Annotated in this window: 21 protein-coding genes; 15 read left to right on the top strand and 6 right to left on the bottom strand. The window is 65.4% G+C overall.

The features are described from left to right. Positions 1 to 713: 713 nt before the first annotated feature. Genes FJ414_RS25375 through FJ414_RS25355 form a run of 5 tightly spaced genes read right to left on the bottom strand, consistent with a single transcriptional unit; the run spans position 714 to position 7,371 of the window. On the bottom strand, positions 714 to 2,312 hold the full coding sequence (locus tag FJ414_RS25375) for an indolepyruvate oxidoreductase subunit beta family protein (RefSeq protein ID WP_140647116.1): 1,599 nt from the start codon (positions 2,310 to 2,312) through the stop codon (positions 714 to 716). Continuing rightward, a complete protein-coding gene (locus FJ414_RS25370; protein WP_140647115.1) occupies positions 2,305 to 4,458 on the bottom strand; it encodes an indolepyruvate ferredoxin oxidoreductase subunit alpha in 2,154 nt (717 codons plus the stop codon). Before FJ414_RS25370 ends, FJ414_RS25375 begins: the two co-directional genes overlap by 8 nt. Positions 4,459 to 4,509: 51 nt before the next feature. Then, positions 4,510 to 4,992 carry a MarR family transcriptional regulator gene (locus FJ414_RS25365; RefSeq protein WP_140647114.1) on the bottom strand — a complete coding sequence of 161 codons (483 nt, stop codon included), beginning with the start codon at positions 4,990 to 4,992 and terminating at the stop codon, positions 4,510 to 4,512. Continuing rightward, on the bottom strand, positions 4,992 to 6,563 hold the full coding sequence (locus FJ414_RS25360; RefSeq protein ID WP_140647113.1) for an NAD(P)/FAD-dependent oxidoreductase: 1,572 nt from the start codon (positions 6,561 to 6,563) through the stop codon (positions 4,992 to 4,994). Before FJ414_RS25360 ends, FJ414_RS25365 begins: the two co-directional genes overlap by 1 nt. 16 nt (positions 6,564 to 6,579) lie before the next feature. Continuing rightward, positions 6,580 to 7,371, bottom strand: a complete 792-nt coding sequence (locus FJ414_RS25355; protein ID WP_140647112.1) for a cyclase family protein — start codon at positions 7,369 to 7,371, stop codon at positions 6,580 to 6,582. 121 nt (positions 7,372 to 7,492) lie between these two features. Between FJ414_RS25355 and FJ414_RS25350 the strand changes: the two genes are divergently transcribed. The 13 genes from FJ414_RS25350 to FJ414_RS25290 all read left to right on the top strand — a co-directional run bounded on the left by FJ414_RS25350 (position 7,493) and on the right by FJ414_RS25290 (position 21,402). Further along, the gene (locus tag FJ414_RS25350; protein WP_140647111.1) at positions 7,493 to 9,067 is read left to right on the top strand and encodes an NAD(P)/FAD-dependent oxidoreductase; all 1,575 of its coding nucleotides are present in this window, start codon (positions 7,493 to 7,495) and stop codon (positions 9,065 to 9,067) included. A 167-nt stretch (positions 9,068 to 9,234) separates the two neighbouring features. Continuing rightward, a complete protein-coding gene (locus FJ414_RS25345; RefSeq protein WP_140647110.1) occupies positions 9,235 to 10,764 on the top strand; it encodes an ABC transporter substrate-binding protein in 1,530 nt (509 codons plus the stop codon). A gap of 70 nt (positions 10,765 to 10,834) precedes the next feature. Then, positions 10,835 to 11,842, top strand: coding sequence for an ABC transporter permease (locus FJ414_RS25340; protein ID WP_140647109.1), 1,008 nt, complete (start codon positions 10,835 to 10,837; stop codon positions 11,840 to 11,842). Beyond that, on the top strand, positions 11,835 to 12,683 hold the full coding sequence (locus FJ414_RS25335) for an ABC transporter permease (RefSeq protein WP_140647108.1): 849 nt from the start codon (positions 11,835 to 11,837) through the stop codon (positions 12,681 to 12,683). The genes FJ414_RS25340 and FJ414_RS25335 overlap by 8 nt, the downstream gene beginning before the upstream one ends. Next, complete coding sequence (locus FJ414_RS25330) at positions 12,680 to 13,558, top strand: ABC transporter ATP-binding protein (RefSeq protein ID WP_140647107.1); 879 nt, start codon at positions 12,680 to 12,682, stop codon at positions 13,556 to 13,558. The genes FJ414_RS25335 and FJ414_RS25330 overlap by 4 nt, the downstream gene beginning before the upstream one ends. Further along, positions 13,551 to 14,381 carry an ATP-binding cassette domain-containing protein gene (locus tag FJ414_RS25325; protein WP_140647106.1) on the top strand — a complete coding sequence of 277 codons (831 nt, stop codon included), beginning with the start codon at positions 13,551 to 13,553 and terminating at the stop codon, positions 14,379 to 14,381. Before FJ414_RS25330 ends, FJ414_RS25325 begins: the two co-directional genes overlap by 8 nt. A gap of 75 nt (positions 14,382 to 14,456) precedes the next feature. Then, positions 14,457 to 15,056: a VOC family protein gene (locus FJ414_RS25320; protein WP_140647105.1), complete on the top strand. Its 600-nt coding sequence runs from the start codon at positions 14,457 to 14,459 to the stop codon at positions 15,054 to 15,056. A 189-nt stretch (positions 15,057 to 15,245) separates the two neighbouring features. Next, entirely contained in the window at positions 15,246 to 17,540 is a 2,295-nt protein-coding gene (locus FJ414_RS25315; protein ID WP_140647104.1) for a bifunctional salicylyl-CoA 5-hydroxylase/oxidoreductase, read from the top strand. After that, positions 17,537 to 18,310, top strand: a complete 774-nt coding sequence (locus FJ414_RS25310) for an SDR family NAD(P)-dependent oxidoreductase (RefSeq protein ID WP_140647103.1) — start codon at positions 17,537 to 17,539, stop codon at positions 18,308 to 18,310. Before FJ414_RS25315 ends, FJ414_RS25310 begins: the two co-directional genes overlap by 4 nt. After that, positions 18,304 to 18,768 carry a MarR family transcriptional regulator gene (locus FJ414_RS25305; protein WP_140647102.1) on the top strand — a complete coding sequence of 155 codons (465 nt, stop codon included), beginning with the start codon at positions 18,304 to 18,306 and terminating at the stop codon, positions 18,766 to 18,768. The genes FJ414_RS25310 and FJ414_RS25305 overlap by 7 nt, the downstream gene beginning before the upstream one ends. Beyond that, a complete protein-coding gene (locus FJ414_RS25300; RefSeq protein WP_140647101.1) occupies positions 18,765 to 19,577 on the top strand; it encodes an enoyl-CoA hydratase family protein in 813 nt (270 codons plus the stop codon). The genes FJ414_RS25305 and FJ414_RS25300 overlap by 4 nt, the downstream gene beginning before the upstream one ends. Positions 19,578 to 19,814: 237 nt before the next feature. Further along, positions 19,815 to 20,963 (top strand): acyl-CoA dehydrogenase family protein, encoded by a 1,149-nt coding sequence (locus FJ414_RS25295; RefSeq protein ID WP_140647100.1) that lies wholly within the window; start codon positions 19,815 to 19,817, stop codon positions 20,961 to 20,963. Positions 20,964 to 21,006: 43 nt separating this feature from the next. Continuing rightward, positions 21,007 to 21,402 carry a RidA family protein gene (locus FJ414_RS25290; protein ID WP_140647099.1) on the top strand — a complete coding sequence of 132 codons (396 nt, stop codon included), beginning with the start codon at positions 21,007 to 21,009 and terminating at the stop codon, positions 21,400 to 21,402. On the opposite strand, the gene FJ414_RS25285 is transcribed toward FJ414_RS25290, so the two are convergent. Beyond that, a complete protein-coding gene (locus FJ414_RS25285) occupies positions 21,403 to 22,494 on the bottom strand; it encodes an LLM class flavin-dependent oxidoreductase (protein WP_140647098.1) in 1,092 nt (363 codons plus the stop codon). Between the two features lie 122 nt (positions 22,495 to 22,616). Here FJ414_RS25285 and FJ414_RS25280 point away from each other — a divergent pair, with 122 nt between their 5' ends. Both FJ414_RS25280 and FJ414_RS25275 read left to right on the top strand, forming a co-directional pair. After that, on the top strand, positions 22,617 to 23,378 hold the full coding sequence (locus tag FJ414_RS25280) for an HpcH/HpaI aldolase/citrate lyase family protein (RefSeq protein ID WP_140647097.1): 762 nt from the start codon (positions 22,617 to 22,619) through the stop codon (positions 23,376 to 23,378). A gap of 221 nt (positions 23,379 to 23,599) precedes the next feature. Beyond that, entirely contained in the window at positions 23,600 to 24,799 is a 1,200-nt protein-coding gene (locus FJ414_RS25275; RefSeq protein WP_140647096.1) for a pyridoxal phosphate-dependent aminotransferase, read from the top strand. Positions 24,800 to 24,857 lie beyond the last annotated feature (58 nt).

The following is a 24,857-nucleotide window of genomic DNA, read 5'->3' as shown; positions in this document are numbered from 1 at the left end:
TGCGTGGCGTTGGGCGCGCGGGGATCAGGCACCGCGCCAAAGTAGCTCTCAAGACAGGAAATGGCAGTCGCTCCTTCATTGGACTGCCTTCCCAAAGAATCTCTTCTCAGGCCGTTTTCAAGCCCAAAAAACTCATATGCGATTCCCCTGCCCACTTGGGGGGAGATTGGCAGCTTTGGCGCCGCGCTCACTCCTGCGATGTTGAATAGACTTTGGTACGACGCTGGCGATTGCCGAAAGCCTGCGTGACGTCCGATCTCCCCCCTTGTGGGGGAGATGTCCGGCAGGACAAAGGGGGGCGCTGTCCCGCCGGCTTCTCTCTCTTTGGCCTGTCTGAACCGTTGCCGGCGTGGGCGTCGATCCCGTCGACGGGTCATCAGCTCCAGAAACCGGGGTGCCAGCGGCCGTGATGCAGAAGCCGGGATGCCAATGGCGCACGGGCCGGATGAACCGGCGGCCGTTGGGCACGCAATTGCCCCAACGGTTCACGTGCCAGCCGGGACCGCAGCGCCAGCCGACGGTTTCGATCGGCGGTGACGCAGCGCTGGGTTTAGTCATCGGCATGGCCTGGGAGCCGGCTCCGGACAGCAGCAAGGTGCCGGCCGCCAGCGCAACGGGCAGAAAATACTTAGCCAACATGAGTTTGTCTCCGGGATTGATCCCTACCTCCCTGAAACGGAGGACGTGGCCGAAACCCGTCGCAGGCAGGCGGATCACATCTTCGTTATCGGGGCAGAGGTCTCGTTGAGCGTCGCCACGGTCTTCAGCGCGCCGTCCAGCATATCGCCCTTTTCGTCCTTCAGCGCCGCCTCGCGCAGGCGGCGGATCCAGTCGGCGGCATCGTCCCTGCCCTTCAGCATGGGTAGCGCCGAGAGCACGCGGTCGAATTTCGACTGGGCACGCGCATGGGTGTCGCTGTAGCCCTTGATCAGCCGGCGGCAGTTGAGGATTTCGGTGGCCAAAGCGTAGTCCTGGGGCACATAGCCGAGCGCCAGGCCGTACCAGCGCTCCAGATGCTCGACCTCGACCCTGTGGCGCAGCAGGCTGCGGCGCCAGCGGCGCAGGCCGCCGATGAACCAGAGCATGGCGAAGCCGGTGAAACTGTCGGTGCGGATGTGGCGGCCGCGATTTATGCGGCGGTCGAGGAAGGCGGCGAGCTTCGGCCGGCTTTCGATGTAGCTGCCCAGCCCCGCCGGCAGCGTGCCGCAGAACTCCTCGATGCGCGGATGGAAATATTCGGTGACCTGCAGGACCGAACCTTCCTTGACGCCGACTTCCTTGCGCACGCGCCGGTCGCGGGTCGAGCGCGTCTTCAAATCGGCGACGCGGATCATGTCGTCGTAGCACATGGCGTTGGCGAGATGCTTTGCCGCAGCGATCGACAGCGCGAAGCCGCGCTCCGCATTGTCGAGCGCCGCCGCGCTGTCCAACCGGTCGAGATATTCGCCGCCATAGGCGATGTCCTGATAGTCGACGACCTTCTTCAGCCCGCGTTCGGCCATGTCGCGCACCGGCACCGGCAGTGCCGCGACGCGGCCGGCAAGCTCCTGCCAGCCCTTCAGCAAGGTTTCGGGCCCACTGACGCTCGCCGTTGGCCTGGGTTGAGCAATGGCAGGTTTCGCCTCTGCCTCGTCGCCCGCCGGAGCAGCAGCGATGCCTCGCGCGCGGTCGCAGGCTGCGCCGAAGGCCGCGAGGCTTGGCCCGACGCCACGGCCACCGGCGCCGATCGCCTGTTCGTAGCTTTCCCGGGTGAAGGGCAACGCATCGGAACCGGCCAGCGCGCCGAGCAGGCTGGCCGAGATCATGGTGCCGTTGTCGGCGGCGATCTTCTCCATGTCGAAGGCGATGAAGCGCTTGGCCGCCGCTTGCGCCGTCGCATGCACTTTCTCCGACGAGGCGCGGCCGTCGCCCGGCTCGGTCTTTTCCGAGACGGCGGCGATGCGGTGCGAGGAGGTGATCAGCGTCGTGCGCTCGGGCGTGACGAAACCGCGGATGATGGCGCGGCCGGCTTCCATCAATTCGGCGGCAATCAGGATGTCGACATCGCCCTGCGAAGGCGACAGCGCGAAGACCGGCAGCCGGCCGGTGTCGCGGGCCATCTCGATGTAATAGATCGTCGCGCCGGTGCGCTGGGCGACGCCGGCGACGGAGGTCGATTGCGCGATGTAGCCGTTGCGCTCGGCGACGTCGGTGATCCAGTCGGCAAGCACGCCGCCGCCCTGGCCGCCGACCGCGAGCACGGCGAGTTTTATCACCCGCTCGTCATCGGAAGCGCCCGTCTTCGGGTGCAGCGCTGCGTTGTGGTCAAGCATCGGCGAACATCAAACGGCGGCTCTCGCGGCGCCGCTGCAACAGGCCGATCACGGCGCGGCGCGCGCTTTCCAGGAAACGGTCCCAGCGGCCCGGATTGTGAACGACGTCGGCGCGATAGAAGGACGGGCATAGCACGGCCGCATCCGCCACCTCGCCGCAATTGCCGCAGCCGACGCAATTCTGGTCGATCGAGGCGACAGGATCGTCGCGCAGCGGATCGTCGAGCGACTTGACCGACAACGACGGGCAGCCGGAGAGCCGCATGCAGGCATGGTCGCCCGTGCAGATGTCCTCGTCGACGCCGAATTTCGGCTTCACCACGCGCTCACCGCCCTTGATCGCCTTGTCGACCAGCGGCTTCTCGCGGCGCTGCCGGTTGAGCATGCATTCCGACGAGGCGACGATGACTTTCGGCCCCTTCTCCTCGGTGGTCAGCGCCTCGCGCAGCGCGGCTTGCATCTTGCCGACATCATAGGTGCGGTCGATGTGGCGCAGCCATTTGACGCCCATGCCTTTCACCGCTTCATCGATCGGATGTTTTGTGGACTTGGTGCGGTTCGAGGCGCGCGAGGACAGGATGTCCTGGCCGCCGGTGGCGGCCGAGTAAAAGTTGTCGACGATGACGATGACGCCGTCATTCTTGTTGAACACCGCATTGCCGATCGAGGAGGTCAGGCCATTGTGCCAGAAGCCGCCGTCGCCGACGAAGGAGATCGAGCGGCGTTTTGCGTCCGGCGAATTGAAGGCCGAGGCAGAAGCCGGCCCAAGCCCATAGCCCATGGTGGTGGCGCCGAGCTCGAAAGGCGGCATGATCGAGAACAGATGGCAGCCGATGTCGGAGGCGATGTGGTGCTTGCCGAGCTCCTGTTCGACCAGTTTCGTCGCCGCGAAGATCGGCCGCTCCGGGCAGCCTATGCAGAAGCCCGGCGGGCGGCCCGGAACGACATTGATGAGATCGGCCGTATCGACGCCCTCGCCCAGCTTGTTCGGCGCGCGCACCTCGCCCGGCAGCAGATGCGGGGCGTGCGCCCGCAGGAAGGAGCCGATGCCGTCGAGCATGACCTGCCCGGTATATTCGCCGGCCATCGGCAGATGCTCCTTGCCGACCAGCTTGGTGCCGCGGCCGGCCTTGTGCAGCATGGCGGCGAAGGCCTGCTCGATGTAGTTGGGCTGGCCTTCCTCGACGACCAGCACCGCCTGCTTGCCTTCGCAGAAGGACAGGAACTCGTCGTCGACCAGCGGATAGACGGCGTTCAGCACATAGAGCGGCACGTCGGTGTCGCCATAGGTGTCGGCGAGGCCCAGCCGCTGCAGCGCGCGGATGACGGAATTGTACATGCCGCCCTGCATGACGATGCCGATCGAGCCATGGTCCGGCCCGAACATCTCGTTGATCTTGCGGCTCTTGATGAAATCGACCGCCGCCGGCCAACGCTTGGCGACCTTCTCCTTCTCATGCAGGAAGGAGGCGGGCGGCAGCACGATACGGCCGGTGTCGCGGCGCGGCGCGGCAAGCGCATCGGCGACCGACATTGGCGGACGCTTGTTGTCCTTGGCGGTGAAGTGGCCGTGGACGTGGCAGCAGCGGATGCGCACCTGCAGCATAACCGGCGTGTTGGAGATTTCCGACAGCTCGAAGCCGTCCTCGACCGCCTTGACGATCGAGGGCAGGTTCGGACGCGGGTCGAGCAGCCAGACCTGGCTCTTCATGGCGAAAGCGTGGCTGCGCTCCTGCATGATCGAGGAGCCTTCGCCATAGTCCTCGCCGACGATGATCAGCGCGCCGCCGGTGACGCCGCCGGACGCCAGGTTGGCGAGCGCATCCGAAGCGACATTGGTGCCGACTGTCGACTTGAAGGTGGCAGCACCCCGGATCGGGTAATGCACGGAAGCGGCGAGCATCGCGGTGGCGGTCGCTTCCGAAGCGCTCGCCTCGAAATGCACGCCGAGCTCGCCCAGGATATCCTGCGCGTCGGCCAGCACGTCCATCAGATGACTGATCGGTGCGCCCTGGTAGCCGCCGACATAGCCGACGCCGCATTGCAGCAGCGCCTTGGTGATGGCGAGGATGCCCTCGCCCGCGAATTCCTCGCCGGCGCCAAGCCTGAGCTTTTCGACTTCCTTGGCAAAAGACCGTTCGGCCATCTCTGCCTCCTTCCGTTGCCGCTCGCCCATCGCCAGGGGCGGCGCGTATATCTAGATCTCGTGCTTGCGAATGTTGTTCAGCATTTTCTGCAGCGTCGCGATCAGCGCGGCATACTCGGCGTCGTCGACACCGTCGAACATCGCCTCGAAGGCGTCGTGCATGGCCGGCCAGGCGCGCGTGAACAGCGCGCGTCCGTCATCGGTCAGGAACACATGGCGGAAGCGGCTGTCGGTGACGCCCTGCTCGCGCCGCACCAGGCCCTGGCCTTCCAGCGCGTCGAGCGTGCGGCTCAAGGTCGACTGCTCGATCACCGTGTAGACCGAGAGGTCGTTGACGGTGACGCCGTCGGTGACCGAGAGCACGGCGAGCGTCCGCACCTGTGGAATGGTCAGGCCTTGCTTGCGGAAGTCGTCGCGCAGCGTGGCGTTGTAGCGGCCCATGATGCGGTTCATCAGATAGGGCGCGAACTGCTGCAGGCCGATCTGGCCGAGGGTGGAGATGCGCTGGCGTTTTTCGGCGAGTTTCTGTTCCATCAGAGCCTCCCCGCCACAAGGAAGCCGGAGCCGCCGCCGAGGCCGGCGCCCGGATGGGTCGAGGCGCCGATATGATAGAGGCCCTTGATGCCGGTCTCATGGTTGCGGCTGGCCTTGAACGGCCGCCACAGGAAGGACTGGTCGATGGTCGACGAGCCGCCATAGGGATCGCCGCCGACAAGGTTGACGTTCATCGCTTCGAGATCGGCCGGTGAATAGGCGCGGCGCGCGATCACGCTCGCGCGAAAACCGTCGATGTGGTTGGCGAGGATCGCCTCGACGCGGTCGGCATAGGCCTCGCGCAACGCCTCGCTCCAACGGCCTTCGGCCGGCGCCTCGAGCTTGCCGGCGGCATCGCCCTTGATGTGGCGCGGCGCCTCGGGCAGTTGCAGCCAAAGGATCGCCTTGCCCTCCGGGCAGCGCGATGGATCGAGCGCATGCGGCTGGCCGACGCAGATCGTCGGCACCTCCGGCAGCAGACCGCGCACTGCCTCGTTGCAGGCTTTTGAGACGCCATCCAAACCCGGTGTCAGATGCAGCAGCGCCACCTTGTCGAGACCCTCGCCGCGCCAGGCCGGCGGCTTGTCGAGCGCGTAGTGGATCTGGAAATTGCCCTTGCCGTAGCGATAAACGCGCGTCGCTTCGACGTCGCGCTTTGGGGCATCCCCTCCGAGCAGACGGCCATAGAGCTGCGTCGGCGTGACCGAGCAGATGACGCTCTTGGCGGCGCTCAGGGTTTCGCCGAAGGCGAGCCGGACGCCGCTGGCGCGGCCGCCTGTCTGGACGATCGAGGCGACGTCGGCGTTGACGCGGATTTCGCCGCCGCGTTCCCTGATCAGCGCCTCGAAGGCGGCGAGCAGGTTTTTCGCGCCGCCCTTGACAATCGGCGCGCCGGCGGCCTCCAGCGCGAAGGCGATGACCTTGGCGATCTGGCCGGAGAAGGCGTCTTCCGGGCCGAGCCCGGCATGCAGCACCCAGGGCGCCCAGAGCGCGCGGACGATGTCGGATGTGTAAGTCGTTTCCAACCAACCCCGCGCGGGCACCAGCGCCCCGCCCATGAAGGTGGCAAGGTCGCGCGGGCCACGCCGCCAGGCTTCGCCGGCGATGAGCTTCGTCGTCGGATAGGACCAGAGCGCGCCGCCGAGCAGGCCGAACAGCAGCCCGGCATTGCGCTCGATATCGCCGACATCGCCGCCGTGACGGTCGCCATCGCCGGAGGCGATCCGGTTCAGCGCCGCGATGTTGGCGGCGCGGTCGGTGGTGATAACGGCATGGCTGCCGTCCGGCGTGAGCACGCCTGTCGGCGTGGCGGCGTGGCAGAACTCCAGCCCATGCCGCGCAAGGTCCTTGCCGAGCGCGGCAAAAGCTGGCGACGTGACGAACAGCACGAAGGTCGTGGCCATCACGTCATGAACGAAGCCTGGCGCTGTGATCTCCTCGGTGCGCATGCAGCCACCGATGCGGTCGTTGCGCTCGAGCACGAGCACCTTGGCGCCCTTGGCGCCAAGCATCGCCGCGCAGACCAGGGCGTTGATGCCGCTGCCGACGATGATGTGATCGACGTCGCCCATCGTCGTTGCCTTGGCTTTAACCCCGAGGCACCAGCGCCAGCGCTCGGATCGGGCTGCCGGTGCCGCGCTCGATCTTGAGCGGAGCGGCGATCAGGATCGCGCCCTTGGGCGGCAGTTGGTCGAGGTTGCAGAGGCTGGCGAGGCCATAGCGGTTGGCCTTGTGCATCAGCGTGTGCGCCGGGAACGGCGGCTCCATCCCTCCTGCTTTACCGGCATCCGTGCCGATCGTCTCCGAGCCCCAGCCCTTGATGTCCTTGGCTATCAGGAACTGGATGGCTTCCGCCGTCGGGCCGGGCGTGTGCGGGCCAGTCTCGTTGGCGTTGAGGAACTCGGCTTCCGAGCCGTTGCGCTTGTACCAGTCGGTGCGCATCACCACCCACTCGCCGGGATTGATGGCGCCATGCTTGGCTTCCCAGGCCTTGATATGGTCGACGGTGAGCAGGAAGTCGTGGTCGGCCGCCGACTCCTTGGAGCAGTCGATGACGTTGACCGGGCCGATGAAATTCTGCGCCGGAATGGTGTCGGTGGCGCCGTCCGGATAGTCCTTGCCCGTGATCCAGTGCTGCGGCGCGTCGAAATGCGTGCCCGAATGCTCACCGAGCTTCAGCCAATTCCAGGCCCACCACGGGCCGTTCTTGTCATATTTGGAGATCTCGTGGATCTCGACCTTCGGCGTATCGACGGCGAGTTCCGGCGGCAGCTTGATCAGCGGCGTATCGGGACCGAGCGGCGCCGTCAGGTCGACCACCTTGATGGCGCCCGAGAGCAGCTGGCTGGCGACCTCGCCGAGGAGTTTCTGCGTGTCCATGGTCTTTCGTTCCCTCTTGTCGGTGATCATCAAGGCTCGTTGCGGCCCTTAATATACCTACTAGACGAAAACATATGCATCTGCAATTATCTTTAAGCATAAAGCATTTTTGGGGCGGGGCGTGAGCGAGTTCGACGCCATCTTTGTCGGGGCGGGCCACAACAGTCTGGCATGCGCCGCGCATTTGGCGCTCAAGGGCTGGAAAATAGCGGTTTTCGAGCGCAGCGAGGCGATCGGCGGCGCGGTGCGGACCGCCGAATACACGCTTCCCGGCTTCCGGCACGATTTCGGCGCGATGAACCTAAGCCTCTTCGCCGGCTCCGCCTTTCACCGGAAATATGCAAATGAATTGAAAGGTCACGGGCTGGAATTCGCGCCGGTGGGCGACTGTTTCGCCAGCGCCTTTCCGGACGGGACATGTTTCGGCGTCAGCAACGACCTCGAAAAGACGGCGGCGCGGCTGGCCGCCTTCTCGTCGGCGGATGCAGCCGCATGGCGCCGCCTGGTCAGCGCCTTTCCAGGGGAAGCCGAACATTTGTTCCGGCTGCTGGGCTCGCCGATGAGCGCAAAAGCGCTGGCCGGCACGGGCTGGAACCTGTGGCGCAAGAAGGGCATCGCCGGCGCTCTCGATACGGCTCGATTGCTGCTGTCATCGCCTCGCGCCTGGCTCGAGGAAAATTTCGAGACGCCGCATGTGCGCACGACCCTCGCGGCCTGGGGCATGCATCTCGACTTCGCGCCGGACATCGCCGGCGGCGCCGTGTTCCCTTATCTGGAATCGATGGCCAACCAGAGTTTCGGCATGGTGCTGGGCAAGGGCGGCGCCGACACCATCATCCGCGCGCTGGCCGGCATGGTGACGGTGGCCGGCGGCCAGATCACGACCGGCGCGGATGTCGCCGAGATAACGGTTTCTGGCGGCAAGGCGACCGGCGTGCGGCTGGCATCCGGCGAAATCCATAGCGCGACCAAGGCCGTCATTGCCGGTGTCGCGCCGAAAGCGCTGCCGGGCAAGCTGCTGCCCAATGGCTCCGGCAACACCGGCTTCGATGCGGCGATGAAGAAATTCCGCCATGCGCCAGGCACGATGATGATCCACCTGGCGCTGGACGACCTGCCGGACTGGAGCGCCGGCGCCGAACTTCGCCAGTTCGCCTATGTGCATCTGGCGCCGTCGCTCGATGCCATGTCGCGTGTCTATCAGCAGGCGATCGCCGGCCTGCTGCCCGACCAGCCGGTGCTGGTCGTCGGCCAGCCGACGGCGGTCGATCCGTCGCGCGCGCCGCAAGGCAAGCATGTGCTGTGGGTGCAGGTGCGCATGCTGCCGGCGGAGATCCTTGGCGATGCCGCGGGCAAGATCGCCCCCGCTCACTGGGACGCGGTCAAGGACGCCTATGCCGAGCGCGTGCTCGACATCATCGAAAGCTACGCGCCGGGATTGGCCAAGAAAATCCTCGGCCGTGCGGTGTTCTCGCCGCTCGATCTGGAACGCGAGAACCCGAACCTTGTCGGCGGCGACCAGATCTGCGGCAGCCATCATCTGGCGCAGAATTTCCTCTTCCGTCCGGCGCGCGGCTTCGCGCGCTGGAGCACGCCGGTCTCGAACCTCTTCCTCACCGGCGCCGCGACATGGCCCGGCGCCGGTACCGGCGCCGGCTCCGGCTTCATGCTCGCCCAACAACTGGGAGGGAATTAGAGCATGATCCCGAACCGAAGGTCAGCGAACGCAAAAAGTGGGAACCGGTTTTCGGAGAAAGATCATGCTCCAACAAAGAGCTAGAATTCCGGGATGGACAAGCGCGGTTGCCCACCACCGAATGAAAACGCCGCGCGGACAAATGACAACCAACAAGGGGAACGACCATGACCATCAACAGACGTGACTTGCTAGGCTATGGCGCGGCAGCGATTGGCGCCGCCACGCTCGGCCTGCCGAGGGCGGCAAAGGCGGCGGACGAGCTCACCATCGCCTACAATGTCAACCTGCCCTCCTGGGATCCGACAACCGGACCCTCGGCGGTGAACCCGACCATCCAAGGCCTCTACCAGTCGGTGTTCGACCAGATCATCGGCCAGAAGCCGGACCTCTCCTTCACGCCCGGCCTGCTCACCGAATGGGGCTGGAACGACGACCGCACCAAGGTGATGATGACGGTGCGTGAGGGCGTGAAATGGCATGACGGCTCGCCCTTCACACCCGAAGACGTGGTATGGTCGCTGACACGGGCCGGCGACGAGAAGACCGGCAACCCGATCCAGTTCGTCTGGAAGAACGTCAACAATTTCAAGATCGACAGCAACAAGATCACCGGCGACGTCGTGCAGTTCGATCCGGTCTATTTCAAGTGGATGTCGTTCCTGACCGGTTACATCTTGCCCAAGGCCTATTACGAGAAGGTGGGCGCCGAAGGCTTCGAGAAGGCGCCGATCGGCACCGGGCCGTATATGGTCGACAAGTTCGAGCGCAACGCCTTCCTGCGGCTGAAGGCCAATCCGCACTATTGGGGCACGAAGCCGGCCTTCGAGAACGTGACGATCAAGTTCGTCACCGACGCGGCGAGCCGTGTTGCCGAGATCGAATCCGGTTCCTCGCAGGTGACGCTCGAAATTCCCTATGAGGAATATGACCGGCTGATCGCCAAGGACGGGCTGGCCGGCTCGATCAAGAACGTTTCCGACATCGGTATGATCTTCTTCAACGACATCGAGGCGATGCTGGACAAGAACGTTCGCCAGGCGGCCGTGATGGCGGTGGACAAGGATCTGCTGGTGAAGCGACTGTTGCGCGGCTACGGCCAGCCGATCGCGACGCTGGAGACGCCGGAATACGCGGCCTTCGATGCCTCGATCAAGGTCGAGCACAATCCCGACAAGGCCAAGGAACTGCTGGCGGCTTCCGGCTATTCGCCGGAGAAGCCGGTGAAGTTCACCATCCAGACGACCAAGGGCTTCAAGCCCAAGGACTATGAGATGATCCAGGCGATCGTCGGCATGTGGCGCAAGGTCGGCATCGAGGCCAATATCGAGGTCTACGAGATCGCCAAGCACTATGAGCTACGCGCCGCCGACAAGCTGGCGCCAGCCGCCTTCTACAACTGGGGCAATTCCATCGGCGATCCGACCACCTCGACCGGCTTCGCCATGTACGGCCCGAGCCCGCATTCGGTGTGGGACAGCCAGGACCTGATCGACATGATCAACCCGCTATGGGGCGAGAAGGACGAGGCCAAGCGCATTGCCGGCTGGAAGGCCGTCGACAAATACATCGCCGAACAGGCCTATGTGCTGCCGCTGATGCAATATGCGCAGCCGATCGTGCACTCGAAGAAGGTCAATGTCGTGCAACATGTGTCCGGCGCGCTGCTGCCGGCGCTGATGACCCCGGCCGCCTGATCGCCGGTCTTGGATTGCCACGCGCGCCGTCCGCAAGACGGCGCGCATTTTCATCTAGGCATATGGGCGCATGCTGCTGCAGAGATTCCTCGTTCGTCTGCTGACGATGCTGGTGACGCTGCTCGGCGTCGCCATCGTCGTCTTCGTCGTCATCCGCGCGGCGCCCGGCGACCCGATCGCCATGATGCTGCCGCCCGGCGCCAGCAATGACGACATTGCGCGGCTGCGCGCGCTCTACGGGCTCGACAAGTCGATCGTGCAGCAATTCTTCATCTGGCTCGGCGGCGTGCTGCATGGCGATTTCGGCACGTCGATCTCGTTGCGCCAGGACGTGCTCGGGCTGGTCTTCAACCGGCTGCCGGCGACGCTGGAGCTTGCGACCGTGGCGCTGCTGATGGCGATCGCGATCGGCGCCACGGCCGCGATCCTCGGCGCGCGCTCGCGCGGCACGGCGCTCGAAGCGGGCATCGACATCGCCAGCGGCGCGACGCTTTCCATCCCCGATTTCCTGTGGGGCCTGGTGCTGATCCTGCTGTTCGGCGTGCTGGTGCCGGTGTTCGACATCTCCGGCCGGGTGTCGCCACAGCTCGATTTGCCCTTCGTCACCCAGTTCTACCTGGTCGAGAGCATTCTAAGGCTCCGCTTCGACCTCACCTGGGACCTGCTCAAGCATATGCTGATGCCAGCCGTGGCCTTGGCGCTGCCGCTGGCGGCGATCATCGCGCAGCTCCTGAAACAGTCGCTGAAGGAAGTGCTCGACCTCGACTATGTCGTGCTGGCGCGGGTCAAGGGTTTTTCCGAAACGCAGGTCATCCTGCGCGAGGCGCTGAAGAACGCGGCGCTGCCGACGCTGACGCTGGTCGGCGTGCAGTTCACCTTCCTCATCGGCGGCACCGTCATCGTCGAGCGGCTGTTCTCCTATGAGGGTCTCGGCAACATGGCGATCGATGCCGTCATCAACCGCGACCTGCCGCTGATCCAGGGCATCGTGCTGGTGTTCGCGCTGCTCTTCGTGCTGATCAACCTTGCCGTCGACATGATGTATGCGCTGCTCAATCCGAGGCTGCGCCATGGATGACGCGCGCATCGCCCGACTCGGCTTGAGCCCGCGGCTGTGGCTGGCCGGCGGCTGGCTTCTGCTGGCGCTGCTGGCGGCGATCTTCGCGCCAATGGTCGCGCCGCAGGACCCGCTGGCGCAGGACCTGATGCTGGAGCGCCTGCCGCCCTTCTGGCTCGACGGCGCCGAGCCGGGCTATTGGCTAGGCACCGACAGCCTCGGCCGGGACCTGCTGTCACGCCTGATCTTCGGCGGCCGCATCGCCTTCATCGTTGCCTTCGCGGCGGCGACGTCCGCCTGTCTCCTCGGTTCGGCGCTGGGGCTGATCGCCGGCTATTTCGGCGGCTGGGCCGACCGCATCATCTCGCGCATCGTCGATGTGTGGATGGCGTTCCCGCCGGTGCTGTTCGCGATCCTTCTGGTCGCGGTGCTGGGCACGGGGCTCAGTTCCGTCATCCTCGCCATCGCGATCATCGACTGGACACGCTTCTGCCGGGTCATCCGCGCCGAGGCGATGAGCCAGGCGCGCATGGATTATGTCGAGAGCGCGCGCATCGCCGGTTATGGCCGCATCGGCATCATGCTGCGCGAAGTGCTGCCCAATGTGCTGCCGTCGGTGGTGGCGCTGTTGTCGCTCGAAATGGGCATCGCGGTGATCGTCGAAGCGATCCTGTCCTTCGTCAATCTGTCGATCTCGACCGACGACCCGACCTGGGGCGGCATCATCGCCGAGGGCCGGCTGTCGATCCATCAGGCCTGGTGGGTGCTGGTGTTCCCGCTGATCACGCTGATCCTGACAGTGCTTTCCTTCAGCCAGTTCGGCGAGGCGCTGAAGGCGCGCTTCGATCCGGTGCTGCGATGAGCGCGTGCCTCGACATCCGCCGCTTGAGCGCCGTGCTTCCCAACGGCCAGCGCGTGCTGCGCTCGGTGTCGCTTGCCGTCCAGCCGGGCGAAGTGCGCGCGCTGGTCGGCGAGAGCGGCGCCGGCAAGACGATGATCGGCAAGGCCGTGCTCGGCGTCCTGCCGAAAAGCGTGCGCGTCGTCGAGGGCGATATGCTGATCGAGGGCGAGGATCTCGGCCGGCTCGATCCCAAGGCGCGGCGGAACCTGATCGGCGCGCGCACGGCGCTGATCCCGCAGGATCCGCTGACCGCGCTCAACCCGTCGCGGCGCATCGGCCCGCAGATGACCGACCGGCTGGTGCGCATCCTCGGCTGGAGCGGCGAGAGAGCCGACCAGCGCACCCGGCAACTGCTCGACGAGGTGCAGATCCGCGATCCCGAGCGCGTGCTGAAAAGCTACCCGCACGAATTGTCGGGCGGCATGCGCCAGCGCGTGCTGATCGCGGCGGCCTTCGCGGCGGAGCCGAGGCTGATCGTTGCCGACGAACCGACGACTGCGCTCGACGTCACCGTGCAGAAGCAGATCCTGCGGCTGATCGCGCAACTGCAGCGCGATCACGGCACGGCGATCCTGTTCGTCACCCATGACCTCGGCGTCGTCGCCAAGATCAGCCAGAAGGTTTCGGTGCTCTATGCTGGCAAGGTGGTCGAGGAGGCCGATACCGCGCAGCTTTTGGCGGCCCCGCAGCATCCGTACACGCGCGCGCTGATCGCGGCGACGCCGCGCTACACCGATCCGTATGCCTCGCTGAAGCCGGTGGACGAGAGCGTGCTTGCCGGGCTGGCGGCCGAGATCGCCGCCGCCGACAAAGGCTGGAGGCCCGGCCATGGCTGAGCCGCTGTTTTCCGTGCGCGGGCTGAAGGTGGCGCTGCCCGACATGACGCGCAAGCCGCTGATCGGCCGCGCGCCGCTGGCCGAAATCCTGAAAGGGCTGGACTTCGACCTGCCCAAGGGATCGGTCACCGGCATCGTCGGCGAGTCCGGCTCCGGCAAGTCGACGCTCGGACGCGCGCTGGTCAGGCTGATCGAGCCGAGCGCCGGCTCGATCGGCTTCGAGGGGCACGACATCAGCCGTCTTTCGGAGGCCGAGCTGAGGCCACTTCGCCGCGACCTGCAGATGATCTTCCAGGACCCGATGTCGTCGCTCAACCCGCGGCATACGATCTTCAGCATCATCGCGGCGCCCCTGAGGCAGAACGGGCTTGGCGACCGGCTGAAAGAGCGCGTGGCGGAAGCCCTGCAGCGCGTCGGCCTGCCGCAGAGTTTTACCAGCCGCTACCGCCACGAGCTTTCGGGCGGCCAGCGGCAGCGCGTCGGCATCGCGCGGGCTCTGGCGCTGTCGCCGAAATTCGTGCTGGCCGACGAGATCGTCTCCGGCCTCGACGTCTCGACGCAGGCGCAGATCCTGACGCTGCTGGAAGGACTGGCGGCCGAGATGGGACTGACGGTCGCCTTCATCAGCCATGATCTGTCGGTGATCCGGCGGCTCTGCCAGCAGGTCATCGTCATGCGCGAAGGCGTGATCGTCGAGGCGAGCGCCACCGACGCGCTGTTCGCCAGCCCGAAGGAAACCTACACGCGCGACCTGCTCGCCGCCATTCCGCTGCCGGAGATCGATCCGGACTGGCTGCAGCCAGCGGCGAAGGCGCCCGAATGAACTGAGCAATCCGCACGCCGACCAGCGGGCCTCGGATGTGCGCAAGGACAAGTGAGCCCGTCAACGGAGGGTGACATGAACTTCACAACTCGCGGCGCGATGCTTGCCGCAATCCTGTTCGGCTCAATGGGGGCCGCATCGGCGGATTCCATACCCGGCATGCGCGGGCACGACCACACCGGCCTTACCGTGCCCGACATGAAGCAGGCCGTCGACTTCTTCACCAATGTCGTCGGCTGCAAGAAGGCGATGTCCTTCGGTCCATTCGCCGACGACAAGGGCACGTTCATGCAAGACGTGCTCGGCGTCGATCCGAAGGCGGTGATCGAGGAGATCACCATGGTGCGCTGCGGCTATGGCTCGAACATCGAGCTGTTCAAATACACCGCGCCCGACCAGAAGGACCTGACGCCGAAGAACAGCGACATCGGCGGCTTCCACATCGCCTTCTATGTCGACGACGTCGCCGCCGCGAAGACCTATCTCGAGGGTAAGGGTGTTAAAACCCGGATGGGACCGCTGCCGGTGAAGGAAGGGCCGGCCGCCGGGCAGACCATCCTCTATTTCCAGACGCCTTGGGGGCTGCAGCTGGAGGCGATCAGCTACCCGGATGGGATGGCCTATGAAAAGGGCGCCGAGACAGTGTTGTGGAGCCCGAAGGATCCGACCAAGTGAAGAACCAAACGCGCCGGCGGCGATCATTCAATTATGAAACTTTAAGCTTGAAATAACTGCCGCGCGGCGCAATACTGAAAATTGGGATCGCTGGCATTGCCGGCGTTCCCGATGCCTTAGAGCGTTTCACGCAATTCCGGACGGAAACCGCTACTTTTCCCGGAATTGCTCTGGAGGAGATCGCAAGACATGAAGGTTGCGGTTCTCGGCGGCGGACCAGCCGGCCTCTACTTTGCCATCTCGCTCAAGCTGCGCGACGCCGCGCACGAGGTGACGGTCTATGAGCGCAACCGCGCCGACGACACGTTCGGATGGGGCGTGGTGCTGTCGGCGGAGACGCTGGAGAACCTGACTAGGAACGACCCGGTCAGCGCCGTCTGGATCAAGAAGCATTTCGCCTATTGGGACGACATCGCCGTCATCCATGACGGTGTGCGCACGGTGTCCTCGGGCCATGGCTTCTGCGGCATCGGGCGCAAGCGGCTCTTGGTCCTGCTGCAGCGGCGCGCCCGCGAGCTCGGCATCAAGATGATGTTCGAGACCGATATTTCCGACCCGAAACCCTTCATGGAAACGCATGACCTGGTGGTCGCCGCCGACGGGCTCAACTCGAAGTCGCGCGCGGCCTTCGCCGATGTCTTCAAGCCGGACATCGACACCCGCAAATGCAAGTTCGTGTGGCTGGGCACGACGCAGAAATTCGACGACGCCTTCACCTTCATCTTCGAGAAGACCGAGCATGGCTGGGTGTGGGCGCATGCCTACCAGTTCGACAGCGAGACCGCGACCTTCATCGTCGAATGCAGCGAACAGACCTGGGCCGCGTTCGGTTTTGGCCAGATGACGCAGCAGGAATCGATCGCGGTCTGCGAGCGCATCTTTACAAAGCATCTCGGCGGCCATCCGCTGATGACCAACGCCAACCACATCAGAGGTTCGGCCTGGATCAATTTCCCGCGCGTGCTGTGCGAGCGCTGGTCTTACAAGAACCTGGCGCTTATGGGCGATGCGGCGGCCTCGGCGCATTTCTCCATCGGCTCCGGCACCAAGCTCGCGCTGGAGAGCGCGGTGGCGCTCGCCGATTATGTCGAGTCCGAGCCGGACCTCGAAGCGGCCTTCCACAAATATGAGGATGCGCGGCGCACCGAGGTGCTGAAGCTGCAATCGGCGGCGCGCAACTCGCTCGAATGGTTCGAGGAAGTCGAACGATATCTCGGCCTCGATCCAGTTCAATTCAACTATTCGCTGCTCACCCGCTCGCAGCGCATCAGCCACGAGAACCTTCGTCTGCGCGATGCCGAATGGCTGGCGGGCGCCGAGGAATGGTTCCAGCGCAAGGCCGGCGCCGGCGGCAACAGCCTGCGCCGCGCGCCGATGTTCGCGCCGTTCAAGCTGCGCGACATGACTTTAGCCAACCGCATCGTCGTTTCGCCGATGGCGCAATATAAGGCCATCGACGGCTGCCCGACCGACTGGCATTTTTCGCACTATGCCGAGCGCGCCAAAGGTGGCGCCGGCCTGCTTTACATCGAGATGACCTGTGTCAGCCCGCAAGGGCGCATCACGCCTGGATGCCCGGGTTTCTACAGACCGGAGCATGAGGTCGCCTGGAAGCGGCTGGTCGATTTCGTCCATGCCGAGACCGAAGCAAAGATCTGCGCCCAGATCGGCCATTCCGGCGCCAAGGGCTCGACCCGTGTCGGCTGGGAGGGAACGGACGTGCCGCTTGCTACCGGCAACTGGCCGGTGATGGCGCCGTCGGCCGTGCCATGGTCGCCGAAGAACCAGATGCCTAAGGCGATGGACCGCGCCGACATGGATCTGGTCCGCGACCAGTTCGTCGCCTCGGCCCAGATGGCCGAACGCTGCGGCTTCGACATGCTGGAGATCCATGCCGCGCACGGCTACCTGCTGTCGGCCTTCATCACGCCGCTGACCAACCGCCGCACCGACGACTATGGCGGCTCGCTGGAAAACCGCATGCGCTATCCGCTGGAGATCTTCCATGCGGTGCGCGCGGTGTGGCCGGCCGAAAAGCCGATCTCGATGCGCATTTCGGCCAATGACTGGGTCGGCATCGAAGGCGTCACGCCTTCGGACGCGGTCGAGATCGCGAAGATGCTGCACGAGGCCGGCGTCGATCTTTGCGACGTATCGGCCGGGCAGACCTCGATCGCCGCCAAACCGGTCTATGGCCGCATGTTCCAGACGCCGTTTTCCGACCGCATCCGCAACGAGGTCGGCATGGCGACGATGGCGGTCGGCAACATCTATGAGCCGGACCATGCCAACTCCATCCTGATGGCTGGTCGCGCCGACCTCGTGGCGCTGGCCAGGCCGCATCTTGCCGATCCCTATTGGACGCTGCACGCGGCGGTGACGCTCGGCGATCGCGGCGTCAAATGGCCCGATCCCTATCTGCCCGGACGCGACCAGATCTACCGGCTGGCCGAGCGCGAAGCGGCTGCGGGGCTCAAAGTATGAGCGCCGCGCGCGAAACCGTCGGCAGGCACGCGCTGGTCACCGGCGGCGGTTCCGGCGTCGGCAAGGCCATCGCGCTGGCACTGGCGGCAGAAGGTTTGGCCGTCACCATCTGCGGGCGGCGCGAAGCTGCCCTTGCCGAGGTCGCAAAGGAAAGCGACCGCATCTTTGCTGCCGCCGCCGATGTCACGAACGAAGCCGACATGGCGGCTCTCCACGAGAAGGCGGAAGCCACGCGCGGACCATTCGACATCGTCGTCGCCAATGCCGGCATGGCGGGCAGTGCGCCGCTGCACAAGACTTCGCTGACCGACTGGCAGCGCACGCTGGACACCAACCTCACCGGCGCCTTCCTGACTGTGAAGCCGACGCTCGCCGGAATGCTGGGGCGCAAACAGGGCAGGATTGTCTTCATCGCCTCGACCGCGGGCCTCAAAGGCTATGCCTATGTCGCGCCTTACGTCGCCGCCAAGCACGGCGTGGTCGGGCTGATGCGGGCTTTGGCCGCCGAGACAGCCAAATCCGGCGTCACCGTCAACGCCATCTGCCCGGGCTTCGTCGAAACCGACATGCTTGAGGAATCCGTCCAGCGCATCGTTAAGAAAACGGGACGTTCCACCGATGAGGCGCGCGCGAGCCTCGCGGCGACGAACCCGCAAGGGCGTTTCATCCAGCCGGAGGAAGTCGCGACGGCGGTGCTTTGGCTGTGCAGCGACGCCGCGCGGTCGATCACTGGGCAGGCAATCTCGGTCTCGGGAGGTGAGACATGGTAGCGGGACCTACGTCCGCCGGACCGGGCAAGGACAGGCTGCGGCTGTGGATACGCCTGCTGCGCGCCTCGCGCACCATCGAGGCCGAGCTGCGCGAGCGGCTGAAGAAGGAGTTCGACACGACGCTGCCGCGCTTCGACGTGATGGCGGCGCTCTACCGCGTGCCGGAAGGCATGCTGATGAGCGATCTGTCGCGCTTTCTGCTGGTGTCGAACGGCAATGTCACCGGCATTGTCGACCGGCTGGTTTCCGAAGGGCTGGTGACGCGGGCGCGGCGCAATGGCGACCGGCGCACCTCCATGGTGCGACTGACCGAGGAAGGCACGAGATCTTTCGCCGCGATCGCCGCCGCACATGAGAGCTGGGTCGGCGAGCTGCTCGGCAATGTCAGCGAGGACGAGGCGCGGCGGCTGGCCGGCATGCTGAAATCGTTCCGCAGCAATTGGGAGGGACGCGAATGAGTGCCATGGCCAAACTCAAGCCGAAGCATTTCCTCTGGGAGGTCGAAGGTAAGGTCGCGAAGGTTCGGCTCGACCGTCCGGAGCGCAAGAACCCGCTCACCTTCGACAGCTATGCCGAGTTGCGCGACACGTTTCGCGACCTGGTCTATGCCGACGATGTCGATGCCGTGGTGTTCCTGCCCAATGGCGGCAATTTCTGCTCAGGCGGCGATGTCCATGACATCATCGGACCGCTGGTCAAGATGGACATGAAGGAACTGCTCGCCTTCACGCGCATGACCGGCGACTTCGTCAAGGCGATGCTGAACTGCGGCAAGCCGATCATTTCCGCGGTCGACGGCGTGGCCGTCGGCGCCGGCGCAATCATCGCCATGGCCTCCGACATCCGCATCGCCACGCCGGAGGCAAAGACCGCCTTCCTGTTCACCCGCGTCGGCCTCGCCGGCTGCGACATGGGCGCCTGCGCGATCCTGCCGCGCATCATCGGCCAGGGCCGCGCGGCCGAGTTGCTCTATACCGGCCGCACCATGAGCGCCACCGAGGGCGAGCGCTGGGGGTTCTACAACCGGCTGGTCGATGCGGCGGCACTCGAAGCCGACGCGCTCGATTTGGCGGCGCGCATCGTCGCCGGCCCGACCTTCGCGCATGGCATCACCAAGACGCAGCTCAACCAGGAATGGTCGATGGGTCTCGACCAGGCGATCGAGGCGGAAGCGCAGGCGCAGGCGATCTGCATGCAGACCGGCGATTTCGAGCGGGCGTATCAGGCGTTCGTGGCGAAGCAGAAGCCGGTGTTCGAGGGGAATTGAGGATGTTGTGTCCGCTTAACAAGGACATGCTGGCGGGACAGCGCCCCCCTCTGTCCTGCCGGACATCTCCCCCACGAGGGGGGAGATCAGATGTCGCGTCCGCTTTCGCCAATCTCCACCCTCGCAAGAATAGCGGCGGCGCCCAAGCTGCTAATCTCCCCCCTTGTGGGGGAGATGTCCGGCAGGACAGAGGGGGGCGCCGTAGAGTGCAAACCTCGCAGAACTGCGGAGGCGAGAATGCCTGACCGCTCCTTCCTCGACTGGCCCTTCTTCGAGGACCGCCACCGCGAGCTCGCCGAGCGTCTCGAAGCCTGGTGCCAACGAAATCTCCCTGTCGACCATCACGACGTCGACGCCGCCTGTCGCGAGCTCGTCGCTAGACTCGGCCGCGACGGCTGGCTGAAGCCGACGGCGCTCGACCCCGCCAACCCCGGACCGCTCGACGTGCGCACGCTCTGCATCACGCGCGAGACGCTGGCGCGCCACGATGGGCTCGCCGATTTCGCCTTCGCCATGCAGGGGCTGGGCACTGGCGCGATCTCGCTGTTCGGGACGCCGGAGCAGCAGCGCTGGCTGGAAAAGACTCGGGCCGGAAATGCCATCTCGGCTTTCGCGCTGTCGGAGCCGCGCTCGGGATCGGACGTCGCCAACATGGAGATGACCGCTGTCCGCGACGGCGGCGACTATGTGCTTAGCGGCGAAAAGACCTGGATCTCCAATGGCGGCATCGCAGACCTCTATGTCGTGTTCGCCCGCACCGGTGAGGCGCCCGGCGCGAAAGGGATTTCCGCTTTCGTCGTGCCAGGCGATGCGAAGGGGCTCAGCGTCGCAGAGCGGCTCGAGGTCATCGCGCCACACCCGCTGGCGCGGCTCTCCTTTGACAATGCCCGCGTCCCGGCTTCCGCGCTTGTCGGCAAGCCCGGCGATGGTTTCCGCATCGCCATGTCGGTGCTCGACGTCTTCCGCTCGACGGTGGGCGCGGCGGCACTCGGCTTCGCACGACGCGCGCTGGACGAGAGCGTCAAGCGGGCGAGCGAGCGCAAGCTGTTCGGCGCGCCGATGGCGGAATTGCAGATGGTGCAGGGCCACCTCGCCGACATGGCGCTGGATGTGGATGCCGCCGCGCTGCTCGTTTACCGCGCCGCCTGGACCAAGGACATGGGCGCCGCGCGGGTGACGCGCGAAGCGGCGATGGCCAAGCTGTTCGCCACCGACAAGGCGCAGGAGGTGATCGACAAGGCGGTGCAGCTGCATGGCGGCGACGGCGTGCGCAAGGGCCACATCGTCGAGAGCCTCTATCGCGAGATCCGGGCGCTGCGCATCTATGAAGGCGCTTCGGACGTGCAGAAGGTGGTGATCGCCAGGCAGGTGATAGGCGGGGCGTGACGCGATGCCTTGCGAACCAAATTTGAAATAGGGGAGGCCAGACATGCATACGATCCTGCAGCCCGAAGGCTGGGCCAAGCCGATCGGCTACGCCAATGGCGTTGCCGCACAAGGACGACTGGTGTTCGTCGGCGGCCAGGTCGGCTGGAACGCCGAGTGCAAATTCGAGACCGACGACTTCGTCGGCCAGGTGCGCCAGACGCTCGCCAATGTCGTCGCCGTGCTCGCCGAAGCCGGCGGCGAGCCGCGGCACATCACCTCGATGACCTGGTACTTCACCGACAAGGCCGAGTATGTCGGCAACCTCAAAGGCATCGGCGAAGCCTACCGCGACGTGATCGGCCGGCATTTCCCGGCGATGGCCGCCATGCAGGTGGTGGCGCTTGTCGAGGACCGAGCCAAGGTGGAGATTCAAGCGACGGCGGTGATACCCGAGTAGCTACTGGCGAAGGCCCGCCTGCCTTAGCAACGGCAGCACGTGGTCGCAGAAATAGGGCAGTTCCTGGGTGTAGTTGACGAAGGACAGCGCGATGCCCTGGTAGCCATGGACGGCGATCGCCGCCATGTCGGCGGCGATCGTTTCCGGCGTGCCGATCAGCGGATATGTGCCGGCGCCGCCGGCGAAACGCTGGCGGTAGCGGTCATAGGCATGCGGATCATGCGATTGCGAGAATTCCTTCTTGCCGGCCATATGGGCATCGACCGCTTCGTGATCGGCCATCGTGACGGCGTAGCGCGTGTAATAGGCTTGCGCCTCCTCCATGGTCGGGCGGCAGACCACATGCGCCACGGTGTAGACGCCTACGTCGCGGCCCGCTTTGGCGGCTCGCTCGCCGATATCGGCGACATGCTTGCCGGCATCGCTCATCTCCGAGAAGGTCGTGAAAAGATAGTCGCATCTGGCGGCGGCGAAATCCCGGCCCGGTCCGCCGAAAGCGGCGTTCATCGTCACCGGCCGCGGCGCCTGCAGGCTGGCCGGCCGGCTCACCGCCTCCTTCAGCCGATAGTAAGCGCCCTCATAGTCGAGCGGCTCGCTTGAAGCATAAAGCCGTTCGAGTATCTCGATCCACTCGGCTGCCTGGTCATAACCCTTCTCGACCAGCGGCGTGCCGAACATGCCGAATTCCTTCGGGTTCCAGCCGCAGACGATGTTGAGCCCCGCCCTGCCCTGGCTGATATGGTCGACCGTCGCCAGCGCCTTGGCGGCATAAAGCGGATGCACCAGCGGCACATGCACAGTCATGAACAAGCCGATCTGTTCGGTCACGGCGGCAAGCGCCGCCGCCCAGGTGAAGGTCTCGAAGGAGAATTCGCGCACCTTGTTGCGGCCGCCGAAGCCGCGCCAGCGGGCGATCGGCAGCATGAATTCGAGGCCCGCGCGATCGGCGATCTGCGCCGCCGTCAGATTATCCTGCCAGCTTGCCGTCCAGCGTTCCGGCACATCGGTGATGGCCAGCCCGCCATCGGCGTTGGTGGAAAAGACGCCGAGCTTCAGTCTGTTCGGGCCGTGCAGGGGGTGCGCTTTGGTCATGTCCGGAACTCGTGGCGGAAGACCCACACGCTAGGCCCGGAGAAAAATATTTCAAGCCTGAAACAGCTTCGCCTCACCGCAGTTTGCGGATATGCATTGGGCAACGCGAAAAGGGGATAGGCATGAGCGAATTCCGCCAGAAATGCATCGGCAAGGCGAACCTCATCGGGTCCTTCGCCGCCATCCCCCATCCGGTCGCCATCGAAGTGATGGCGTCGTCCGGCCTCGATTTCCTCTGCATCGACTGGGAGCACGCGCAGATTTCGCGCGAGACGATCGAGACCATGCTGCGCGCGGCCGACGTGCACCGTGTGCCGACCATGGTGCGCGTTCCCGGCCATGCGCCAGAAGCGATCCAGGCGGCGCTGGACAGCGGCGCGCAAGGCGTGCTGATCCCGCGCGTCTCGACAGCGGCCCAGGCGGCGATGGCGGTCAAGGCCTCGCGCTATCCGCCGCACGGCGAGCGCGGTGTCGGCCCCGGTCGGGCCGCCGGCTACGGCTATCGCATTCCCGAATATCTTGCCGCCGCCAATGAGCGGATTGTCGTTGCCATTCAGGTCGAGACCGCCGAGGGGCTGGCCAATATCGAGGCGATCACAGCCGTCGACGGCATCGATGTTGTCTTCGTCGGCCCAGGCGACCTCTCGGTGTCGATCGATGCCGTCGGACCGGCGGGCGCGGACAAGCTCTCCCAGGCGATCAGGACAATCATCGGCGCGGCGGCGGCACATGGCAGGACCGCCGGCATATTTTGCACCAGCCCGCAGAATGTCGGCCGATGGACAGCCATCGGCGCGAGCTTCTTCGTGCTGGCCAGCGACACGATGTTTCTTGGCGCCGGCGCCGCGGCCAACTGCACCGCCGCGCGCGCCGAACTGGGCTAAGGCATGTTGATATTCAGGTGATGCCGGTCTGGCCTCAACACGCCTAATGCCGATCGCGGTCAAAAGCGTATCGGCGAAGCGACAGGCCAGCCAACTTTTTAAGCTTAAAACTTTTGCCTTGAAAAGCGCCGCGCTTTGGATAGCATCCGAAGCTGATGCGACTGCCGTGGCGGAGGGGCTTTTCCGGTCGGTCCATCGTTGGTGGAAGGGGGTTTCAGTCCTTGTCGTTTGTGTTGCCCCAGTCGTCGTCCAGCGCGCGCTATGCTTTCGATGGCGTGCGGGCGCAAATTCGCGACCTGCACACGGAAAACATCGCAAACCTAGCGGTTCGCGCGCGAGAGCTCGGCGATGTCATCGCACTCTGGTACGGCGAGGGCGACATGGTGACGCCCGCCTTCATCCGCGACGCGGCGAAGGCCGCTTTCGACGAGGGCCTGACCTTCTATGTTCCCAACATGCGCGGGTACGGCCCGCTGAACGAGGCGCTGTCGGAGTACCAGACGCGCATCCATGGCCGCTCGATCCCGATCGCGCGGACCACGGTGATGCCGGGCGGCATGCAGGCGCTGTACCTTGCGCTCGAGCTGCTGGTCGATACCGGCACCAACGTCGTCTATGTCGCGCCGCAATGGCCGAACATCCACAACGCCATCCACCTGATCGGCGGCGAGCCGCGGCCGTTCTCGCTCGACTTCAAGGATGACTGGCGGCTCGACCTCGACCGGCTGTTCGCCACCTGCGACGCGCGCACCCGCGCCATCTTCCTGTCGACGCCCTCCAACCCGACCGGCTGGACGGCGACGCGCGAAGAGATGCAGGCGCTGCTCGACTTCAGCCGGCGCACCGGTATCTGGATCATCTCCGACGAGGTCTATGGCCGGCTCTATTTCGACGGCGACGTCGCGCCCTCGATCCTGCAGATCGCCGAGGACGGCGACCGGGTGCTGTCGGTCAACAGCTTCTCGAAAGCCTGGGCGATGACCGGCTGGCGCATCGGCTGGCTGACCCATCCTTCAGGCGTTGCCGACCAGCTCGGCGCGATGACGCAATATATCAACAGCGGCACCGCGGCCCCGATCCAGGCCGGCGCCGTGGCGGCGATCCGGCAGGGCGAGCCGCTGGTCGAGGAAATCAGACAGCGGATCAGGACCGGTCTCGACCTTGCCTATGACAGGCTGGCGCAAATCCCAGGCATCATCCTGCCGACCAAACCGCGCGGCGGCATGTATGCCTTCTTTGCGCTTGAGGGTGAGAGCGACGCCCGGCAAGCCTGCGCCAGGATCCTGGAGACGGCCCACGTCGGGCTGGCCCCCGGCCATCTCTTCGGAAGCTCGGCAACGGCATTCCTCAGAATGTGCGTCTGCCGCGACCGCGACCAGATAGCGACCGCGCTCACCCGCATGGTCGCCGCCATGAATTGACGCCCCGCTGGGAGGCGGGACGGCAAGAAACCGTGCGGGGTCAGCCCGCCCGATCAAC

The organism is Mesorhizobium sp. B3-1-6, assembly GCF_006439555.1.
Lineage (GTDB): Bacteria > Pseudomonadota > Alphaproteobacteria > Rhizobiales > Rhizobiaceae > Mesorhizobium.
Note: the sequence above shows the minus strand (reverse complement) of the source record. Positions and strands in the feature narration are given on the sequence as shown.

Bases quoted from the DNA above. Each gene is read 5' to 3' on its own strand.
- FJ414_RS25375 (WP_140647116.1), bottom strand. From the start codon at position 2,312: ATGCTTGACCACAACGCAGCGCTGCACCCGAAGACGGGCGCTTCCGAT.
- FJ414_RS25370 (WP_140647115.1), bottom strand. From the start codon at position 4,458: ATGGCCGAACGGTCTTTTGCCAAGGAAGTCGAAAAGCTCAGGCTTGGC.
- FJ414_RS25365 (WP_140647114.1), bottom strand. From the start codon at position 4,992: ATGGAACAGAAACTCGCCGAAAAACGCCAGCGCATCTCCACCCTCGGC.
- FJ414_RS25360 (WP_140647113.1), bottom strand. From the start codon at position 6,563: ATGGGCGACGTCGATCACATCATCGTCGGCAGCGGCATCAACGCCCTG.
- FJ414_RS25355 (WP_140647112.1), bottom strand. From the start codon at position 7,371: ATGGACACGCAGAAACTCCTCGGCGAGGTCGCCAGCCAGCTGCTCTCG.
- FJ414_RS25345 (WP_140647110.1), top strand. From the start codon at position 9,235: ATGACCATCAACAGACGTGACTTGCTAGGCTATGGCGCGGCAGCGATT.
- FJ414_RS25340 (WP_140647109.1), top strand. From the start codon at position 10,835: ATGCTGCTGCAGAGATTCCTCGTTCGTCTGCTGACGATGCTGGTGACG.
- FJ414_RS25335 (WP_140647108.1), top strand. From the start codon at position 11,835: ATGGATGACGCGCGCATCGCCCGACTCGGCTTGAGCCCGCGGCTGTGG.
- FJ414_RS25330 (WP_140647107.1), top strand. From the start codon at position 12,680: ATGAGCGCGTGCCTCGACATCCGCCGCTTGAGCGCCGTGCTTCCCAAC.
- FJ414_RS25325 (WP_140647106.1), top strand. From the start codon at position 13,551: ATGGCTGAGCCGCTGTTTTCCGTGCGCGGGCTGAAGGTGGCGCTGCCC.
- FJ414_RS25320 (WP_140647105.1), top strand. From the start codon at position 14,457: ATGAACTTCACAACTCGCGGCGCGATGCTTGCCGCAATCCTGTTCGGC.
- FJ414_RS25315 (WP_140647104.1), top strand. From the start codon at position 15,246: ATGAAGGTTGCGGTTCTCGGCGGCGGACCAGCCGGCCTCTACTTTGCC.
- FJ414_RS25310 (WP_140647103.1), top strand. From the start codon at position 17,537: ATGAGCGCCGCGCGCGAAACCGTCGGCAGGCACGCGCTGGTCACCGGC.
- FJ414_RS25305 (WP_140647102.1), top strand. From the start codon at position 18,304: ATGGTAGCGGGACCTACGTCCGCCGGACCGGGCAAGGACAGGCTGCGG.
- FJ414_RS25300 (WP_140647101.1), top strand. From the start codon at position 18,765: ATGAGTGCCATGGCCAAACTCAAGCCGAAGCATTTCCTCTGGGAGGTC.
- FJ414_RS25295 (WP_140647100.1), top strand. From the start codon at position 19,815: ATGCCTGACCGCTCCTTCCTCGACTGGCCCTTCTTCGAGGACCGCCAC.
- FJ414_RS25290 (WP_140647099.1), top strand. From the start codon at position 21,007: ATGCATACGATCCTGCAGCCCGAAGGCTGGGCCAAGCCGATCGGCTAC.
- FJ414_RS25285 (WP_140647098.1), bottom strand. From the start codon at position 22,494: ATGACCAAAGCGCACCCCCTGCACGGCCCGAACAGACTGAAGCTCGGC.
- FJ414_RS25280 (WP_140647097.1), top strand. From the start codon at position 22,617: ATGAGCGAATTCCGCCAGAAATGCATCGGCAAGGCGAACCTCATCGGG.